We start from the raw sequence: 19,187 nt of genomic DNA on the forward strand, positions 1-19,187 counted from the left end.
AAGGCAATCGAGAGAGCCCATCGCGGCTGAAGCCGCTCCTACAGTGATGCTAGCTACGCATTTGCAATGCGTTTCGATTACGCTTTTGAAGCGGCCAGGTCCTCGACCCAGAAGCGACCGTCGGGGTAGCTGAATTCCGCGATGGAAGCGGGGTGCATTTCGGCGGAGAAGCCGGCGGCTTGCGGTGCCATATAGCGGCCGTGCTGGATGCGCACCGGGTCCAGGAAATGCTGATGCAGATGGTCGACAAATTCGATCGCGCGGTCTTCCATCTTGCCGGTGATGGCGACGAAGTCGGCCATGGCCAGGTGTTGCACCAGTTCGCACAGGCCGACGCCGCCGGCGTGCGGGAACACGCGGATATTGAACTTGGCCGCCAGCAGCAGGATGGCGAGGTTTTCGTTGACCCCGCCCACGCGCGCGGCGTCGATCTGGATCAGGTCCACCGCGCCGGCCTGCAGCAGCTGCTTGAACACCACGCGGTTCTGGGTGTGCTCGCCGGTGGAGACCGGCACCGGGGTGATGCCCTGGCGGATCGCGGCATGGCCGAGGACATCGTCCGGGCTGGTGGGTTCTTCGATCCAGGCGATGTCGAATTCGGCCAGCTGGCGCATCCAGTCGATCGCCGGACCCACATCCCAACGCTGATTGGCGTCCACCGCCATCGCGATGTCCGGGCCGATCGCCTCACGCGCCAGGCGGCAACGGCGGATGTCGTCCTGCACGTTGGCGCCGACCTTGAGCTTGATGGTGCGGAAGCCGTCGGCCACCGCCTCCTTTGCCAGACGCACCAGTTTCTCGTCCGAGTAACCGAGCCAGCCGGGCGAGGTGGTGTAGGCGGGGTAGCCCTGTTCGATCAGTGTGGCGATGCGTTGCGCACGCTGCGGTTGCGCCTCGCGCAGGATCGCCAGCGCTTCGTCGCGGGTGAGCGCGTCGGTGAGATAGCGGAAGTCGATGGTGTCGACCAGCTGCTCCGGGCTGAGTTCGGCGATGTAACGCCACAGCGGCTTTTTCGCCGCGCGTGCGGCCAGATCCCAGGCGGCGTTGATCACCGCGCCGATCGCCATATGCATCACGCCCTTTTCCGGGCCCAGCCAGCGCAGCTGCGAGTCGTTGGTGAGCCGGCGCGCAAACACGCCCAGATCGGTGATGACGTCTTCCACGCTCAGGCCGACCACATGTTCGGCCAGTGCAGCCACCGCGGCGGTCTGCACATCGTTGCCGCGGCCGATGGTGAACACCAGGCCGTAGCCGGCCAGGTCATCGGGCGCATCGGTGCGCAGCACGACATAGGCGGCCGAGTAATCCGGATCCGGATTCATCGCATCCGATCCATCGAGCTCGCGCGAGGTGGGGAATCGGACGTCGTGGGTATCGAGGGCGATGATGGTGCTCATGGAGATCCTGGGCGATGGAAACGGAAAATGGAAACGGGCGGAAAAAACGCGAGCAAAGTGGTGTACCAGAGCCCCTCTCCCACCGGGAGAGGGGTTGGGGTGAGTGTACGAACGCGAAGCGCCGACTGTGTTGAAGCGCTGCTGGTACTCATGCGCTTGCGACAAAGATCAACGAATCACTGCACGACCAACTGCGTGTGGATACCAACGCGCGGCAGCACTTGGAAGTTCAACGCGCCCGCACGCCGCTCGAAAAATGTTGCGAATGACACATCGACACAGGTACCGACATGTCATGCCTGATAACAAGGCACATCGCGACGACCTGCCTGGATATGTCGCTACGTACCCTCAACCCAACCCCCGCTCCGCGCGCCGGCCCGCGCCAGCAGCGCGGGTGCTCCAAGGCACGCGCGCCCCTGGCGCGCACAGTGCCTTGGTGCCCCGGTGGGAGAGGGGCTCAGGCTGCAGCGCGCGATGTGTGCGCTGCTGCGGTGCCCTGACGAGATCGCGTTGGCTGATGCTGTGCACCGCGTTGCCGTCCACTCACCTCGTTCGTTATCGCGCATGGAGCAGGTGTTCATGCGTCGTGCCTCATGCGTCAGGCTTCGAAGCTCAAAGCTCAGGCCACGCAGCTCAAACCACCAAGCTCAACCTTCAAACTGCATCGCGCGGATGCGCCACCACCGGCTGGCGCTGGCGGCCCAGGCCTTCGATCTCCAGCTCCATCACATCGCCCGGCTTCAGGTACACCGGCGGCTTTTGGCCCAGGCCCACGCCCGGCGGGGTGCCGGTGCTGATCACATCGCCCGGCATCAGCGTCATGTAGCGGCTGATGTGGCTGACCAGTTCGGCCACGCCGAACACCATCGTGCGGGTGCTGCCGTTCTGGTAGCGGTGGCCGTTGACTTCCAGCCACATCGACAGGTTCTGCGGGTCGGCGATTTCATCGCGGGTGACCAGCCATGGGCCGATCGGGCCGAAGGTGTCGGCGCTCTTGCCCTTGACCCACTGGCCGCCATGTTCGAGCTGGAATTCGCGCTCGGACAGGTCGTTGATCACCGCGTAGCCGGCGACGTGATTCAACGCTTCGTCCACCGTGACATCGCGGGCCACATCGCCGATCACCACGCCCAGTTCCACTTCCCAATCACTCTTGACCGAGCCGCGCGGGATGATCACGGTATCGTTCGGCCCGGTCACCGCGGTGGTGGCCTTCATGAAAAGGATCGGCATCTTGGGCACGTCCATGCCCGATTCGGCGGCGTGGTCGGCGTAGTTCAAGCCCACGCAGATGAACTTGCCGATCTGGCCCACGGCGGCACCATAGCGCAGCTCGCCTTCGAGCAGCGGCAGCGTGGCCACATCCAGCGCACGCAGTTTGTCCAGGCCGGCATTGGTGATGTGCTCGCCGGCCACATCGTCGATCACGTCGCTCAGATCGCGGATGCGGCCTTGGTCATCGATCAGGCCGGGACGTTCCTGGCCGGGGGCGCCAACGCGTACGAGTTTCATGCAGTCTTCCTTTGCAGGTGAGGAATGGAGCGGCCAGCAACGCTGGCGCGCTTGCATCGGGTGGGTAAGGACGGCGGGCGTAAACCGAGGCGGGCGAGCGGGACGCATCGCATCTGGTAGCGGTGCGCGGCGCCGCGATCCATCGTCGTACTCAGTTCGACCAGCCGCCATCGATGATATGGGTCTGGCCGGTGGTGAACGACGATTCGTCCGAGGCCAGGTACACCACCAGCTGCGCGATCTCGCGCGGGTCGCCCAGGCGGCCCATCGGCTGGCGGTCGGTGAAGCTCTTCCACACCGCCTGTTCGTCGCCGCCCAGTGCCTTGACGCGCTGGCCCAGCGACGGCGTCTTGATGGTGCCGGGGCAGATCGCGTTGCAGCGCACGCCCTGAGCCACGTAATCGGCGGCAATGGCCTTGCTCAGGCCGATCACGGCGGCCTTGGTCACGCCATAGACGAAGCGGTTGGGCACGCCCTTGATGCTGGAGGCCACCGAGGACATGTTGATGATGCTGCCGCGGCCGCGCTCGAGCATGCCCGGCAGCACCGCCTTGCAGGTGTAGTACATCGCATCGACGTTGATCGAGAACGAGCGCCGCCAGGCCGGCTCGTCGCAATCGAGAATGCTGCCCTGGTGCACGAAGCCGGCGCAGTTGAACAGCACATCGAACGGGCCGTGCGCGGCGACCAGCGCGGCAACCGCCGCCGCGTCGGTGACATCCAGCAGCTGGGTGGTGATGGCCTCCGATTCGGCCGCCAGCGCCTGCAGGGCAGCGGCGTCGATATCGGTGGCGATTACCTGCGCACCGGCGCGTGCGCAGGCCAGTGCGCTTTCGCGGCCGATGCCGGCGCCGGCGGCGGTGATCAGGCAGCGCTTGCCATGCAGGCGGTCGTTGGGAGTTGCAGGAATCGAGACAGTCATACCGAAGAGGTTCCGTAGGTGGGGGCCGCTGGCCGTGGCAGACGATAGAACGTGCGTGCGTTGTCGCCGAACACCGCTCCGGCATGGCCGTCGGCGTATGTGGCGACCAGCTGTTGTGCGATGTCGAACCACTGTGCGTAATCGGCACGCTGGGTCAGCACCGGCCAGTCGCTGCCCCACAGCACACGCTGCGGGCCGAAGCGTGCGAACAGATGCGCGACATACGGTGCCAGCGCCTCCACGCCGGCGCCGCGCGCTGCTTCGGTGAGCAGGCCGGAGAGTTTGCAGTGCACGTTGGGATGCTGCGCCAGCGCGGCCATGCCGGCGGCCCAGGCGACGAATTCGCCCGCGGCGATCTGCGGCTTGCCGCCGTGATCGATGACCACGCGCAGCTGCGGATGGCGCTTCAGGCGTGCCTGCAGCGCCGGCACATGCACGCTGCGGATCAGGGCGTCGAAGGCCAGGTCGTGCGCGATCAGCGCATCGAAGGCGGCATCCAGTTCGGGCTGGGCCAGCCATTGCGCATCGGCAATGTCCTGCACCATCGGGCGCAGGCCCTTGAGCACACCGTCGCCGGCCTGCACCAGCGCATCGATGCGCGCGGCGGCATCGGGCGCGGCGAAATCGACCCAACCCACCACGCCGGCAATGCGCGCGTCGGCGCGCGCCAGCTCGAACAGGTAGCGCGTTTCGGCCTCGGTCGCAGCGGCCTGCACCACCACCACGCCATCGATATCGGCAGCGTCCAGCGCCTGGCCGATATCGGCGGGGCCGAAGTCGCGATACAACGGCGCCAGCGCGGGCGTCAGCCAATGATAATCGCCACGGGCCAGCTGCCAGAAATGCAGGTGTGCGTCGATGCGGCTCATGGCGTGGGCAGGTCCGCGTCGAGCAGGCCGCCATCGCGCAGGCGCTGCCACAGTGCCGGTGCGATCGCCGCCTGCAGGCGCGCGGCGGCCGATTGCACCTCGGCCACCGTCCGCATGCCGGCCACCACCGTGGTCACCGCCGGATGTGCCAGCGGAAACTGCAAGGCCGCCGCGCCGATATCCACCTCGAATGCCGCGCAGGCCGCGTACAGGCGCTGCGCATGCTGCAGGGTGGCGGCGTCGACCGGGGCGTAGTTGTAGGTGGCGCCGGGGCCGCGTGCGTCGCTGAGCAGGCCGGAGCTGTACGGGCCGGCCGACAGGATCGCCACGTTGCGTTGCTGCGCCTGCTCAAGCAGGGCGCGGGCGCCGTGCTGTTCCAGCAGCGTGTAGCGGCCGGCCAGCATCACGCAGTCGAGCGGAAAGCGTGGCAGCACCTCCAGTGCCACGTCCTGCTCGTTGACTCCCAGCCCGATCGCCCCGCAGGCACCGGCCGCCTTCAGCTCCGCCATCGCCGGCAAGGCCTCCTCCAAGGCCTGGAGCAGCACGTTGGCGTGGTTGTCGCCGTGGGTCAGCGCACCGATGTCGTGCAGCAGCAGCACGTCGATGTAGTCGGTGCCCAGGCGCTCCAGGCTGGAGGCGAACGCGCGGCGCACGCCGTCGGCGCTGTAGTCGAACTCGGCGCGGCGGCCCGCCACCGCAAAGCCGTCGCGCCCGGCGGTGGCCTGCGCGTCGTCATGGATGCAGCGGCCGACCTTGGTCGACAGCGTGTAGGCGCCGCGCGGCACGCCGGCCAGGCCACGGCCCAGGCGGGTCTCGCTCAGCCCGTAGCCGTAGTACGGCGCGGTATCGAAGTGGCGGATGCCGGCCTCGAACGCAGCCGCCACGGCGGCCAGTGCCTGGTCCTCAGCGACCTCGGCATACAGGTTGCCGATCGGCGCGGCGCCAAAGCCCAGTGCCGAGAGCTGCACGTCGGTGTTGCCCAGACGCTGTCGCGCAACGCTCACGCGCCACGCTCCGCCCGCAGGGCGGTCGCGGGGCAGGCGCATATGGGATCTGAGAAGCAGCAGCTGGGCATCGCGACATCCACCAGCCGGCCGATGCCGGACTGTTCGCATATGAATATCGCAATCATGAGTGAACAGATCACGCTGCACTGCAACATCGCAGGAGGTGGCGGTTCAGCACGGGCGTCGTGCGCTGCGATGGGTTTCCAGCACCGTTGCCTGTTCGCTGGCCCGGCATGTGCTGGTCGCGGATCTATGTCGAAATCCGCAGCTGTCATGAGCGCTTCCTATAACGCCGTCTGCGCGGTTGCCTCGGTCCGATGCCTGGGGCTAGATACCAGCCTGTCCCGCACGAAGCCCGCGCATGCCAAACACCACCCGCCGCGACCTGTTCAAGGTGCTCGCCGCAGGCGCCGTCGTCGCGCCGCTGTCGCCGAGCGCACTGGCGGGCGATGCGAACGCGGCCTGCACCCGCATCCCGCAGTGGGCGCGCGGCATCGAAGGCCAGCGCAAGGCAGACCTGGGCAACGGCAGCTACCTCAATCCCATCGTGGCCGGCGATCATCCGGACCCCACCATCCTCAAGGATGGCGACGACTACTACATGACGTTTTCGTCGTTCTTTTCCTATCCGGGCATCGTGCTCTGGCATTCCACCGACCTGGTCAACTGGACACCGATCGGCCCGGCGCTGCGCCAACAGCTGGGCACGATCTGGGCGCTGGACCTGTGCAAGCACGCTGGCCGCTATTTCATCTACATCCCGGCCAATCCGGACGACACCGGTTGGTCGATCTTCGTGATCTGGGCCGATGACATCCGCGGGCCGTGGAGCGACCCGATCGACCTGCAGATCGCCGGCTGCATCGACCCCGGCCATGTGGTGGGCGAGGACGGCAAGCGCTATCTGTTCGTCAACGGCATCCGCAAGGTACGCCTGCGCGACGACGGCCTGGCCACCGACGGGCAGGTGGAGCCGGCATATGCGCCATGGCGCTATCCCGACGACTGGGTCGTGGAGAACTTCGCCCCCGAAGGCCCCAAGCTGACCTGGCACAACGGCTGGCTGTATCTGGTCACCGCGGTCGGTGGCACCGCCGGGCCGGTGACCGGGCACATGGTCATCGCCGCGCGTTCGCGCTCGGTGCATGGGCCATGGGAACACTGCCCGCGTAATCCGCTGGTGCGCACGCAGTCCGAGCAGGAGTCGTGGTGGTCGCGCGGACATGCTTCGCTGGTGGAAGGCCCGCGTGGCGACTGGTGGATGGTCTACCACGCTTACGAAAACGGCTTCCGCACGCTGGGCCGGCAGACGCTACTGGAGCCGATCGAATGGACCGCCGATGGCTGGTTTCGCGCCACCGGTGGCGATCTGTCCAGGCCATTGCGCACGCCTGCACGCGCAAACGCCACCGGCAATGCGGCGCCCAGCGGCTTCGCCTTATCGGACGATTTTTCCAGCGACAGGTTCGGCACCCAATGGAGCCTGCATGCGCCCAGGCCCGGCGAGCAGGCGCGGGTGCAACGGGCGAATCGGTCGCTGACGCTGGCTTGCTCCGGCAGCTCGCCGGCCGACAGCTCGCCGTTGACCTGTGGCGTGCCCGATCGCGGCTACGTCGCCGAGGTCACGCTGGAGCTCACCGGCAATGCCGAGGGCGGCCTGTTGCTGTTCTACAACCACAAGGCCTTCGTCGGCATCGGCGTTACGCCCGATACCATCAAGACCTACGCGTACTCCGAAGAACTGGTGTGGGCACGCGCGCCCAATACGCACCGACGCATCCGCCTGCGTCTGAGCAACGATGCGCATGTGGTGACCTTCGACTATTCCTTCGACGATGGCCGGCAGTGGACCCGGCACCCCACGCGCATGGAAATGTCCGGCTTTCACCACAACGTGTTCGGCGGCTTCCTGAGCTTGAAGCTCGGCATCTACGCTGCGCAGCAAGGTGCAGTGGTGCTACGTGATTTCAATTATCGCGCGCTGCGTTGAGTGCGGTCTGCAGCACGCAGCGATGCAGCCAAACGACGGGGCCCGGGGGGACCCCGCCGTCAGACCTAGGGCGACTGACAAAAAGTAACTGCGCAGTAGGTGTGATAGCCGCTCTTAGCCGCAGCAGTAGCAGACGTTGCCTTGTCCCAGGTCGCCGCCAAACTCCGGACACTCGGCTTTGCAGGCCCACGCACTACACGATTCGGTTTTTGGCTGTGCGTTATCGACCGCCATCACCTGGAACGCACCGAAACCGGTACTGGCCAGGAACGTGGCCGCCATCAACGCCGTCCGCAAAGTACCCCAACGCTTCTTCATGCATTACTCCTTCACCGTTGCCAAAGCCGCTGGCGCATCCGTGCGGCGCAACGCGGCGACCAGGTCCTGTACCTGCTCCGTGGTATCGAAGACGCCAAGACGGGAATGGCGCACGCGCCCCTGCCCATCGATGGCCATCAGCAGTGGCACGTTGCGCGCGCGAAACAGCATCAACGCGCGACGATCGGTCAACGTGACCACTGGAAAATCGAAGCCATGCACATGCGCATAGCGCGCAGCCTGCGTCGCGTCGCACTGGCACACGCCGAGCAACTGCGGACGGCCGGGCAGATTGGCCTGTAACTGCTGCGCAGCACGCAGCACGGTGGGTGCCGAGCGTTGGCAATACGGGCAGGTGGTGGTGAAGAAGAACAGTACCTGCGCCTGTCCCTGCGGCACGCCGAGCAGATGGCGTTGGCCCTGGGTATCGGTGACCTCGATGCGCGGCACGTACATGCCGTCATACGGCGCGCTGATGCGGGTCTGCAACAGCTGCTGCTGCGCGCGCAGCTGTTTGTTCTGCCATGCGAGCACCGCGATCAATGCACAGGCAACCAGCAGCCCGATCCAGAGCCAGGGAAAACGTCGCGCCATGCCAGCTCCAGTAGTCGTGAAGCCCGAGCCTTGCTCAGGCATGAGCTGATGGTCAATGGTGATATCGACAACTGCGATGTCGCGCGGTGCGGGGTTGTGGAGGCGGTCACGCCCCGGCGCTTGGGCTTGCCAGGTCCGCGTTGACTGGCATGCATCGATTGCGCAACTACGACGCGGCATGTCGATCAATGACACCACGCCGCATAGGGAAGGGACGCCTCCATATCCGAAAGATCGAGAAAAGAGCATGGGCAACGACTGCGCCTGTTCCTGCGAGCGTGTGGCTGCGAGCGCTTGCCGCAGCCAGCTGATCCTTGCCGATGGTTCCAAGCGTTGCCGGCTGCTGGCGCGTCGCCTGCCGCCAAGCGAACGCGAGCCGTGCCGGCATCTGTCAGCGCTGAGATGCGGAATGGCTCCGACGCGCCCAGCAGCCGGCAGGCGCGCGTTTGGCTAGCGTGTGTTGGCCACGCCGGTCACTCGGCACCACGCACCAACAGCAGGTCCAGATCGCGCATCGGCACGAAGTCGGCCTGCCTGAACTGGAAGGTCAGCGGATCGATCTTTTTCAGCGCGCCGTCGAAGCACAGGCTGAGGATGTCGCTGGCGGCCTGCTTGCGGATGGTCAGCTGGAAGTCCTTGATCGGCCCGTTCCAGTTCTTGCCGGTGGTCAGCACATAGCGCAGATTGGCCCAGCCCAGGCCGTGCTCGCCTTCGCGCCGCCGCATGCTGGCAGTGGTGGCCGGTTCGATGCAGGTGCTCTTTGCATACGACTCCAGCAGGAACGCGCTGCTCTGCGGCACGCCGGTGGACAGGCTGGGCGCATACGCATGGCGGATCTGCACGCTGCCCCGTGCGGGAAAGACCTGTTGCCAGACGAAATACTCGCTGAGCGTGAAGCGCGGTTGCTGGTCCCGGTCGATCCAGCGGGCCGGCAACGGCTTGCGTCCGGTCGGCACGTTGCCCGATTCGGCGAACGCGGCGACATCGTCGGTGCTCCAAGCGGTTGCGGCGAATGCCTTGGAGATGTCGCTGCCATCGTCCAGCAGCACCACCAGCTTGCGCGTGGTGGTCACCGGCTTGCCGTCCACCCACAGGTTGAAATCGGTCAGTTCGCTGTGGTCGGCCATGCCGAAATACATCGGCGGCATCGGGAAGGCGATCGGCACGCTCAACGCGCGCGCGCTGTGGTTGGTGAACACGTAATCCACCTGCACGCGCTCCTCGCTGAGCAGCAGCGCTTCCTTGTCCATGCTGATATCGGGCTGATGCAATAGCCGGATCGTGCCATTGTCGTCGCCAAAGCTGCTGTCGTTGGCCTGCGCACTGGCGCAGCCGAGCGCGGCCAGCACGAGGGCCAGCCCAAGCGGGCCGCGCGGGAAGGGAAATGGCTGCATGGATCCCCTGGAGACCGGCACGCACCGACGCGCCGCAGGCGCACAGCATGCCACGCAGCTGCCGATGTTGTGGAGCGGGCAGACACCACATCAACTGCCCATGGCGTAGAGTCGCGTGCCCTGCGCACCCCGATCCACGCTCCGATGCCTTCCTACGTTTCCCTGCTGGCGGTCGCCGCCTGCCTGTTGCTGCCACTGCAAGACAGCCTCGCCGCTGCGCCCGATCGCAGCGCGCCTGCCGGCGTTGTCTCAAGCTGCACAGCCGATGCGTACAGCAGCTGTCCGTCCTGGATGCCGTCGCAACATGAGATGCGCACGGTGCTTGCCGATTATTTCTGCGACGCCGCCGATCGCGGGCTGGTCCGGCCGCGCGTGCGTCGCGTGGTGCGTGCGGAGACCTCGCGGGTCACCTGCGCTGCCCTGGGGCCGGAAACCAATTCCAATATCGTGTGTGGAGGCGACATGCATTTCATCGGCCCCGACGGCCGCACCGATTTCGTCACCTTCAGCCCCACCATGCATCGTCAGGACGATGGGCGCTATGCGATCTATGAAGGCGAGGACGAGAACGAAAACGCGGTGTGGCATGTGCCCTCGCCGCAAAGCGCGTCGAAGGTCTGCACGGGCCAGCCGTTGCGCTGATTGCCGTCTGCGGTGGTGACCTTACGCGACGCTTCGCCTGCGGCAACGTCGGTCTATGGTCGTCGACCCATGTCCGCGTGTCGGAGGATTCAGGTGGCGTCGGCAAGGTGCGACGCCAGTGTTCTAAGCTGCGATCGGCCTTCGTTTTCGCCGGCCGGCTGTCGAAGACGCTCAGTCTTCTTCGGGCGGCGGCAGCACGATACCGTCGGCATCGATGGCGAGCTTGCCGGCCATCAGCACCGCCTGGGTGCGGTTGGTGACGCCGAGCTTGCGCAGGATCGCGGTGACGTGCGCCTTGATGGTGGCTTCGGACACACCCAGGTCGTAGGCGATCTGCTTGTTGAGCCGGCCTGCGCCGAGCATCTGCAGCACGCGGAACTGTTGCGGGGTCAGATCGCGCAGGCGCTGGCCGACCTCGCGTTCTTCGCTGTCGGTCGGCGGCAGGTTCTGCGCTTCGGCCGGGATCCAGCGCTCGCCATCGAGCACCGTGGCCAAGGCGCGACCGATGGTGTCCGAGTCTGCGGATTTGGGAATGAAGCCGAACGCACCATGGTCGATCGCACGCCGCATCACCGTGGGCTCTTCGCGTGCGGACACCACCACCACCGGCAACTGCGGATGCAGCGAGCGCATATGCACCAACGCACTGAAGCCCTGCGCACCCGGCATGTTGAGATCCATCAACAGCAGGTCGGCATCGGGTTGCGCATCGGCCAGGGTGTACAAGGCATCCACCGTGTCGGCCTCGAACAACTGCACCCCCGGCATCACGCGCTGCACAGCCCCGCGCAAGGCCTCACGGAACAGGGGATGGTCGTCGGCGATCAGCAGGGTGGTCATTGAGGGGCCGGGAGTGGGGAATCGGGAATGGGGAATCGGGAATTGCAAAGGCAACAGCGAAATAGCGGGGCAAGCAGCAACGACAACGAGCAAGACGGCGACAGCGAGGCGACGAAGTCAGTGTGAGGGGTTGGAGGATCAAAAATCGACGTGGGCAGAAATGGCCTGGGGACCATTTCCACAAATCCCCATCCCGCCTATTACCCCACTGCTCGGGGAACCGCTTCAACGATTCCCCACTCCCGATTCCCCATTCCCCGACGCGCGTCAGCGCGTCAACCGCTCATTGACCAACGAATCCACCACCGACGGATCGGCCAGGGTCGAGGTGTCGCCGAGTTGGTCGGGGGCGTTCTCGGCGATCTTGCGCAGGATGCGGCGCATGATCTTGCCCGAGCGGGTCTTGGGCAGGCCCGGTGCCCATTGCAGGTGATCGGGCGAGGCGATCGGGCCGATCTCCTTGCGCACCCAGGTCACCAGCTCCTTGTGCAGTTCCTCGCTCGGGGTCTCGCCGGCGATCAAGGTCACGTAGGCATAAATGCCCTGGCCCTTGACGTCGTGCGGGAAGCCGACCACCGCCGCTTCGGCGACCTTCGGGTGCGAGACCAGCGCGCTTTCCACTTCGGCGGTGCCGATGCGGTGGCCGGACACGTTGATCACATCGTCCACGCGGCCGGTGATCCAGTAATAGCCATCGGCATCGCGGCGGCAACCGTCGCCGGTGAAGTAGCTGCCCGGATAGGTGCGGAAGTAGGTGTCGATGAAGCGCTGGTGGTCGCCGTACACCGAGCGCATCTGGCCCGGCCACGAATCCAGCAGCACCAGGTTGCCTTCGGTGGCGCCTTCCAGGATCTTGCCTTCGGCATCCACCAGCGCCGGCTGCACGCCGAAGAACGGCAGGGTGGCCGAGCCGGGCTTGAGATCGACCGCGCCGGCCAGCGGCGAGATCAGGATGCCGCCGGTTTCGGTCTGCCACCAGGTGTCCACGATCGGGCAGCGGCTGTCGCCGACCACCTCGTAGTACCAGCGCCAGGCTTCCGGATTGATCGGCTCGCCGACGCTGCCGAGCAGGCGCAGGCTCTTGCGCGAGGTCTTCTTGACCGGCTCCTCGCCATCGCGCATCAGCGCGCGGATCGCGGTGGGCGCGGTGTAGAAGATGCTGACCTTGTGCTTGTCGATCACTTCCCAGAAGCGCGACACGTTCGGATAGTTCGGCACGCCTTCGAACATCACCGCGGTGGCGCCGTTGGCGAGCGGGCCGTAGACGATGTAGCTATGGCCGGTGACCCAGCCCACGTCGGCGGTGCACCAGTAGATGTCGTCCTCGCGCAGGTCGAACACCACTTCGTGCGTGTAGCTGGCAAACAGCAGGTAGCCGGCGGTGGTATGCAGCACGCCCTTGGGCTTGCCGGTGGACCCGGAGGTGTAGAGGATGAACAACGGATCTTCCGCGTTCATGCGCTCGGGTTCGCATTCGGCCGGCTGGCCGTCGACCACATCATGGAACCAGCGATCGCGCGGTGCCTGCATCTCGACCGCACCACCGGTGTGACGCACGACGAGCACCGTTTCCACGGTGTTGGTGCCGGGCAGTTTCAGCGCCGCATCGACATTGGCCTTGAGCGGAATCTTCTTGCCGCCGCGCAGTCCTTCGTCGGCGGTGATGATCAGCTTGCTCTGGCAATCGATCACGCGGTCGGCGATCGAGTTGGCGGCGAACCCGCCGAACACCACCGAGTGCACCGCACCGATGCGCGCGCAGGCGAGCATGGCCACGGCGGCATCGACGATCATCGGCAGGTAGATGGTGACCCGGTCGCCCTTCTTGACGCCGAGGTTGCGCAGCGCATTGCCGAGCTTGCAGACGCGCTCGTACAGCTCGCGATAGGTGACCGGGTAAGACTGTGCGTCCGGGCTGTCGGGCTCGAACAGCAGCGCGGTCTTGTCGCCGCGCGTGGCCAGCTGGCGGTCCAGGCAGTTGACGCTGGCATTGAGCTCGCCATCGCCGAACCAGCGGATGTGGAAATCCTCCAGCGCGTAGCTGACGTCCTTCACCTGGGTGGGTTGCTTGAACCATTCCAGCCGCTGCGCGGCCTTGCCCCAGAACTGCTCGGGGTGTTCGATCGATTCGCGGTACAGCGTTGCGTACTGCTCGCGCGTAATGCGCGCATCGGCGGCGAACGCGGGATCGACGGGATAAACATCAGCCATGGCACCCTCACTTGCGATGAACTTGTCGGAAGAAGGCGCGACAGCCGCCCTCGGTAGACAATCAGTGTGCCGCATCCATTCTGTCCCGGCGTTCAACCGGGCCTTAGACCTTGGTCTTAACCGCCGCAACGCGTTGGCTCCAATCCGTTGCCGGTCCTGGTGCGACGATCGGTCACCTTGTGGAATGCTGCGTTGCAGCTACGACCAAAGGCGAATAGGCTCCAAAGCGCGGACTGCCTCACGCTCCGCACAGCATCGCCATCAAGCGCGAGGCCTTATCGGGGAGAGGGGTCGATGAAACACCGTACTGCACCGTTGGTGCGCCATCCGTTGGCGGTTGCCTTGCTGGTGGCCAGCATGCTGCCGGGCGTGGCGTTCGCGCAGACCGCCAAGGAAAAGGCGCTGGAGGCGCGCATTGCCGAGCTCGAGCGTCAGGTCCAGCTACTGGTTTCTGCGCAGCAACAACAGCAGGGCCAGATCACGCAGACGCAGACCCAGGTGACCGAGGTGCGTGCTGCACAGGCGCAGGCACCTGCCACGCCGGCAGTACCGGCCGGCAAGCGGCCGATCCAGCTGACCAGCATCACACCGAACGCTGCGGCGGGGACAACGTTCCGTTACGGTGGTTTCATCAAGGCCGACTTCATGACCACCCGCACCTCCGACGGCGCATTGCCCGAAGGCGCGGTGGGGCGTTACCTGTACATCCCGACCCAGACGCCGGTCGGTGGCCAGGCCTCGAGCACCGACACCGACTTCCACGCCAAGTTCTCGCGCTTCAACCTGGGCGTGGACACGGTCACCGAAAACGGCGACAAGCTCACCGGCTTCATCGAACTGGATTTCTTCGGCAACGCGCTGGCCAACCAGGTCAACAATCTGTACGGCGGCACCTTGCGCCACGCCTACATGAGCTGGAACAACTGGCTGGCCGGCCAGACCTGGTCCAACTTCATCGATTCCACGATCCTGCCCGAGGCCGCCGACATCGTCGGGCCGACCGACGGCGCGCTGTTCAGCCGTCAGACCCAGATCCGCTATACCCGTGGCGCCTTCAGCGTGTCGGCGGAAAATCCCGAGACATTGACCACGCCCTATCAGGGCGGCAACACCATCCTGGCTTCCGACCATGGCGCGATGCCGGACCTGACCGCGCGCTACAACTGGAAGGGCACCTGGGGTACGTTCGGCCTGTCGGCGATCGCGCGCCAGTACCGCACGCGTAGCGCGCTGACCAACGACACCGACTTCGGCGGCGCGATCGCCGGCGGCGGCCGCTGGATCATCAATTCCAACAACGATCTGCGTTACCAGCTCAGCTACGGCGAGGGCCTGGGGCGCTATCTGGGCCTGGGCAACGGCTCGGATGTGGAGATCGACATCGACGGCAATATCCAGACCGTCAGCACGATCGCCGGCTGGGTGGCCTGGCGCCACGACTACAACGCCAAGCTGCGCAGCACCATCATGTATTCGCGCGTGAACTACGACCACGACATCGCCAATACCGGCGCGCTTGCGAGCAAATCGCAGCAGAGCATCCGCGCCAACGTGTTCTATTCGCCGCTGCCCAAGGTCGATGTGGGTGCGGAGCTGATGTACGGCCGTCGCGAAGCCGAAAACGGCGACAGCGGCGACATTTCGCGCCTGCAATTCACCACCAAGTACAGCTTCTAGTTTCAGCCACTGGCGGCCCGCTCCACTGCGGTGGAACGGGCAAGGCCACCGTCGTTTTACCAGCGCTCTACCAGGAGACAGACAATGACCGTCTCGAATGACGCACTGATCGCCAAGATCGATGCCAATCCGAAGTACCACGCACTCAAGCGCCAGCGCAACACGCTGGGCTGGACCCTCACCGTGCTGATGTTGCTGGCCTATTACGGCTACATCGGCCTGATCGCCTTCGACAAGGAATTCCTCGCTAAGCCGATCGGTGCCGGCGTGACCTCGATCGGCATCCCGATCGCGATCGGGGTGATGGTGTTCACCATCGTCATCACCGCCATCTACGTGCGTCGCGCCAACAACACCTACGACCAGCTGACCGCGCAGATCCTTGAGGACGCCCGCAAATGAGCAAGTATTCGCGCCTTCTCCTGATCCTGGCCGGCCTGATGCCGGCCGGCATCGCGCTGGCCGCCGGCGGCGACATGGGCCAGGTCGACAAGCAGCCCACCAACTGGGTGGCGATCGGCATGTTCGGCTTCTTCGTGCTGGGCACCTTGTGGATCACCAAGTGGGCGGCGGCCAAGACCAAGTCGGCCTCTGACTTCTACACCGCCGGCGGTGGGATCACCGGCTTCCAGAACGGCCTGGCGATCGCCGGCGACTTCATGTCGGCGGCCTCGTTCCTGGGCATCACCGCGGCGGTGATGGCCAATGGCTACGACGGCCTGATCTATGCGATCGGCTTTCTGGTCGGCTGGCCGATCCTGACCTTCCTGATGGCCGAACGGCTGCGCAACCTCGGCAAGTACACCTTCGCCGACGTGGCCGGTTATCGCTTCGCGCCGACCGCCATCCGCAGCTTTGCCGCGTCGGGCACGCTGGTGGTGGTGCTGTTCTATCTGATCGCACAGATGGTCGGCGCCGGTGCGTTGATCAAGCTGCTGTTCGGCCTGGACTACTGGGTGGCGGTGACCCTGGTCGGCGTGCTGATGATGGTCTACGTGCTGTTCGGCGGCATGACTGCCACGACGTGGGTGCAGATCATCAAGGCAGTGCTGCTGCTGACCGGCGTGACCTTCATGGCCGTGGCGATCATGTGGCACTTCAACTTCAGCTTCGAGGCGCTGTTTGCCGAGGGCGTGCGGGTGAAGACCGCGATCGCGGCCAATGGCGGTGCATCGCCCGAGGACGCCGCCAAGGCCGGCCTGTCGATCATGGGGCCGGGCGGTTTCGTGAAGGACCCGATCTCGGCGATCTCGTTCGGCATGGCGCTGATGTTCGGCACCGCCGGCCTGCCGCATATCCTGATGCGCTTCTTCACCGTTCCCGATGCCAAGCAGGCGCGCAAGTCGGTGCTGTGGGCCACCACCTGGATCGGCTACTTCTACATCCTGATCTTCATTATCGGCTTCGGTGCGATCGCACTGGTGCTGACCAACCCGCAGTTCGCCGATGTCGCCACCGGCACCATCCACGGCGGCAAGGGCGCGGCCAACATGGCGGCGGTGCTGGTCGGCAATGCGGTGGGCGGCAATGTGTTCATGGGCTTCATCTCGGCGGTGGCCTTCGCCACCATCCTGGCGGTGGTCGCAGGCCTGACCCTGTCCGGCGCCTCGGCGGTGTCGCATGACCTGTATGCCACGGTGATCAAGAAGGGCAATCCGGCGCCGGGTTCGGAGCTGAAGGTCTCGCGTGCCACCACCCTGGTGCTGGGCGTGATCGCGGTGCTGCTGGGCATCGTGTTCGAGAAGCAGAACGTGGCCTTCATGGTGTCGCTGGCATTCGCCATCGCCGCCTCGGCCAACTTCCCGGTGCTGATCCTGTCCTTGTTGTGGAAGAACTGCACCACCCGCGGTGCGGTGGTCGGTGGCTTCCTGGGCCTGATCTCCTCGCTGGTGCTGACGGTGCTGTCGCCGTCGGTATGGGTGGACACGCTGGGCAATGCAGCCGGCTCGGCGCCGTTCCCGTACACCTCGCCGGCGCTGTTCTCGATGACCATTGGCTTTGTCGGTATCTGGCTGTTCTCGATCCTGGATCACAGCCCGCAGGCCGCCAACGAACGTGCCGCGTTCAAGGCGCAGCAGATCCGTGCCGAAACCGGCCTGGGTGCCAGCGGCGCGTCGGGTCACTGACGCACCGAACGGTTGCTGGATGTCTCGCAGAACGCCGGCCTTGTGCCGGCGTTCTGCGTTTTGCAAGCGTAAGAAGACCGCGCAAGTGCTAGCCAGGAGAGATGGCCTCGGCTGGCGCGGACCATCGTGACACGACGGCAGAGTCGGCGGTTGGCGGACATGCTGTCATCACCTTCGCTTCCAACTTCATGGCTACGGGTTGACCGCGCACGGCAATCTGCCTGCACAAATCAGGTCATCGTGAGTCGCTAAATTAGCGCTGTCGATCGCCGATCATGGCCGGCCAGCTCACAGTCCAAACTTCTCCATCTTCCAGGCTAACGCCAATCCAATTGGATGGAATCCTGACATACGTCGCTTAAGTAGCGCTGAGCTCGGGTCCGCACTGCTGCGCGACCGAAACTTCGCGAAGACCGGCTACCATCCTGTCTCTCTGACCCGAGCACTCACCACCATTTGCGATTCTGCAAACCATAGGGTTGTGGTGCTGGATCTGCGGACGCTCGATGCTGTATCGCGTGCAGCCGACCTGGCACGCGCATACGGAATGGAAAGCCAGGTTGTCCTTAAGTTCAGTGCTTCGCTGCTGGCTCGCAATCCGGACAGCATCACCAATTACACCAGGGGTGTTGCGTTTGTACCGACAATTTATGCCGGCGATATGGATAATGTCGCAGAGGGGGGCTACACCGGCCTGTGCGGGTCAATCAGCAGCAATACGCCGTTCTGCAGAGTGAGTGCCTGGGTAAACGAAGTCAGGAGCAAGCAAAATTTCGCTTGGCTGGAAATTGGAAATAAGCAGTCCACCCGTAGCGATCCCACCGCCGAGCTGTTGGCGGCCAATCAAGCGAGAAAGGAAGCCATTGGCGCATTCTCGCCGGTACCGGAGTACCGCTTAAGCTCGCATGATGGCGGTCACTACGTCCGCACCAACGGAACCTGCTGCGCTTCACTGAGCGACTATCTGACCCGCAGTAAATACTTCGGCAACGAAGTCGAGATGATCGCCAGAATTATTGACTTCAGGTTGTAGCCGGCTTCACCAGCATCATCACGGACAAACCGCTGGAAGTCGTTCGTTCCTCAATCAAACGCGACACTACCCGCTATCTTTGACCTCAGGAGAGGCCGGGCGTCGCACGGTCTCTCCTGTCGGGGGACAGATTAGCCGGGTTGACAGGCTTGCTGTTTTTTCGCCACGTAGCAAATGATTTCGTATGGACCAGCCAATCCGTACAAGCCATGTGCAAGCATAATCAAACATTTCCTGGCAAGCGAAAATTTCATTAAAACCCCAAGGGAGAAATCATGGATTACGCTATCAATAAAGCGCTTGCCAGTGCTCGTATGAACCCTATGGATCAGCCGGCCGAGCCACAAACTGCAGTGGAACGATCGGCCCAGGATTTAAATCGCAGACCGGATGGCATGCCTACAGCGCGTGCGCCCAGGAAGCATCAGCAAAGTTCTAATGCTTCGTCCGCTATGTCAGGAATGTTCAATCCGGTAACGACGACTGCAGGACGGAGCGAGGTAGGGCAGCTGGGCGAGGCCGGGGCACCCTCCAGATCACCTCCTGGATTGCAGGTGGCTAGTGATAAAACGTTGCCTGATTAGCCCTATTCCTCAGCCATGAAAGTTGCTTGCCATGCGCAGAACGCGCTCTGGGCAAGGCTTGCAGCGCA

At 64.7% G+C, this 19,187-nt stretch carries 17 protein-coding genes; 6 read left to right on the plus strand and 11 right to left on the minus strand.

The genetic code is table 11. From position 1 onward, the window contains the following. Nucleotides 1-77: 77 nt before the first annotated feature. The 6 genes from LL972_RS17730 to LL972_RS21825 form a co-directional block, all read right to left on the minus strand. Entirely contained in the window at nt 78-1,397 is a 1,320-nt protein-coding gene (locus LL972_RS17730) for an L-fuconate dehydratase (protein ID WP_228328713.1), read from the minus strand. Between the two features lie 657 nt (nt 1,398-2,054). After that, the gene (locus LL972_RS17735; protein WP_228328714.1) at nt 2,055-2,912 is read right to left on the minus strand and encodes a fumarylacetoacetate hydrolase family protein; all 858 of its coding nucleotides are present in this window, start codon (nt 2,910-2,912) and stop codon (nt 2,055-2,057) included. A 151-nt stretch (nt 2,913-3,063) separates the two neighbouring features. After that, on the minus strand, nt 3,064-3,834 hold the full coding sequence (locus LL972_RS17740) for an SDR family oxidoreductase (RefSeq protein ID WP_039521219.1): 771 nt from the start codon (nt 3,832-3,834) through the stop codon (nt 3,064-3,066). After that, nucleotides 3,831-4,703: an amidohydrolase family protein gene (locus tag LL972_RS17745; RefSeq protein WP_228328715.1), complete on the minus strand. Its 873-nt coding sequence runs from the start codon at nt 4,701-4,703 to the stop codon at nt 3,831-3,833. Before LL972_RS17745 ends, LL972_RS17740 begins: the two co-directional genes overlap by 4 nt. Further along, nucleotides 4,700-5,749 carry an aldo/keto reductase gene (locus LL972_RS17750; protein WP_228328716.1) on the minus strand — a complete coding sequence of 350 codons (1,050 nt, stop codon included), beginning with the start codon at nt 5,747-5,749 and terminating at the stop codon, nt 4,700-4,702. The genes LL972_RS17745 and LL972_RS17750 overlap by 4 nt, the downstream gene beginning before the upstream one ends. Then, the gene (locus LL972_RS21825) at nt 5,704-5,907 is read right to left on the minus strand and encodes a hypothetical protein (protein ID WP_429002186.1); all 204 of its coding nucleotides are present in this window, start codon (nt 5,905-5,907) and stop codon (nt 5,704-5,706) included. The genes LL972_RS17750 and LL972_RS21825 overlap by 46 nt, the downstream gene beginning before the upstream one ends. A 164-nt stretch (nt 5,908-6,071) precedes the next feature. Between LL972_RS21825 and LL972_RS17755 the strand changes: the two genes are divergently transcribed. Next, complete coding sequence (locus LL972_RS17755) at nt 6,072-7,700, plus strand: family 43 glycosylhydrolase (RefSeq protein WP_228328717.1); 1,629 nt, start codon at nt 6,072-6,074, stop codon at nt 7,698-7,700. Between the two features lie 114 nt (nt 7,701-7,814). On the opposite strand, the gene LL972_RS17760 is transcribed toward LL972_RS17755, so the two are convergent. The 3 genes from LL972_RS17760 to LL972_RS17770 all read right to left on the minus strand — a co-directional run bounded on the left by LL972_RS17760 (nt 7,815) and on the right by LL972_RS17770 (nt 10,006). Then, the gene (locus tag LL972_RS17760; RefSeq protein WP_016901788.1) at nt 7,815-8,018 is read right to left on the minus strand and encodes a hypothetical protein; all 204 of its coding nucleotides are present in this window, start codon (nt 8,016-8,018) and stop codon (nt 7,815-7,817) included. A 3-nt stretch (nt 8,019-8,021) separates the two neighbouring features. Beyond that, the gene (locus LL972_RS17765; protein WP_228328726.1) at nt 8,022-8,585 is read right to left on the minus strand and encodes a peroxiredoxin family protein; all 564 of its coding nucleotides are present in this window, start codon (nt 8,583-8,585) and stop codon (nt 8,022-8,024) included. A 500-nt stretch (nt 8,586-9,085) separates the two neighbouring features. Further along, nucleotides 9,086-10,006, minus strand: coding sequence for a DUF4424 family protein (locus tag LL972_RS17770; RefSeq protein ID WP_228328718.1), 921 nt, complete (start codon nt 10,004-10,006; stop codon nt 9,086-9,088). A 309-nt stretch (nt 10,007-10,315) separates the two neighbouring features. Here LL972_RS17770 and LL972_RS17775 point away from each other — a divergent pair, with 309 nt between their 5' ends. Beyond that, nucleotides 10,316-10,648, plus strand: coding sequence for a hypothetical protein (locus LL972_RS17775; RefSeq protein WP_228328719.1), 333 nt, complete (start codon nt 10,316-10,318; stop codon nt 10,646-10,648). Between the two features lie 171 nt (nt 10,649-10,819). On the opposite strand, the gene LL972_RS17780 is transcribed toward LL972_RS17775, so the two are convergent. After that, nucleotides 10,820-11,488 (minus strand): response regulator transcription factor, encoded by a 669-nt coding sequence (locus LL972_RS17780; protein WP_016901792.1) that lies wholly within the window; start codon nt 11,486-11,488, stop codon nt 10,820-10,822. 267 nt (nt 11,489-11,755) lie between these two features. Next, the gene (gene acs / locus LL972_RS17785) at nt 11,756-13,699 is read right to left on the minus strand and encodes an acetate--CoA ligase (RefSeq protein WP_228328720.1); all 1,944 of its coding nucleotides are present in this window, start codon (nt 13,697-13,699) and stop codon (nt 11,756-11,758) included. 294 nt (nt 13,700-13,993) lie between these two features. Here acs and LL972_RS17790 point away from each other — a divergent pair, with 294 nt between their 5' ends. The 4 genes from LL972_RS17790 to LL972_RS17805 all read left to right on the plus strand — a co-directional run bounded on the left by LL972_RS17790 (nt 13,994) and on the right by LL972_RS17805 (nt 18,535). Next, the gene (locus tag LL972_RS17790) at nt 13,994-15,376 is read left to right on the plus strand and encodes a DcaP family trimeric outer membrane transporter (RefSeq protein WP_228328721.1); all 1,383 of its coding nucleotides are present in this window, start codon (nt 13,994-13,996) and stop codon (nt 15,374-15,376) included. Nucleotides 15,377-15,460: 84 nt separating this feature from the next. Beyond that, the gene (locus LL972_RS17795) at nt 15,461-15,778 is read left to right on the plus strand and encodes a DUF485 domain-containing protein (RefSeq protein ID WP_039524562.1); all 318 of its coding nucleotides are present in this window, start codon (nt 15,461-15,463) and stop codon (nt 15,776-15,778) included. Then, a complete protein-coding gene (locus tag LL972_RS17800; protein WP_228328722.1) occupies nt 15,775-17,502 on the plus strand; it encodes a cation acetate symporter in 1,728 nt (575 codons plus the stop codon). The genes LL972_RS17795 and LL972_RS17800 overlap by 4 nt, the downstream gene beginning before the upstream one ends. 481 nt (nt 17,503-17,983) lie before the next feature. Continuing rightward, the gene (locus LL972_RS17805) at nt 17,984-18,535 is read left to right on the plus strand and encodes a hypothetical protein (protein ID WP_228328723.1); all 552 of its coding nucleotides are present in this window, start codon (nt 17,984-17,986) and stop codon (nt 18,533-18,535) included. Nucleotides 18,536-19,187 lie beyond the last annotated feature (652 nt).

It is taken from the genome of Xanthomonas campestris pv. asclepiadis, from assembly GCF_020784175.1.
Taxonomy (GTDB): Bacteria; Pseudomonadota; Gammaproteobacteria; order Xanthomonadales; family Xanthomonadaceae; genus Xanthomonas; species Xanthomonas campestris_D.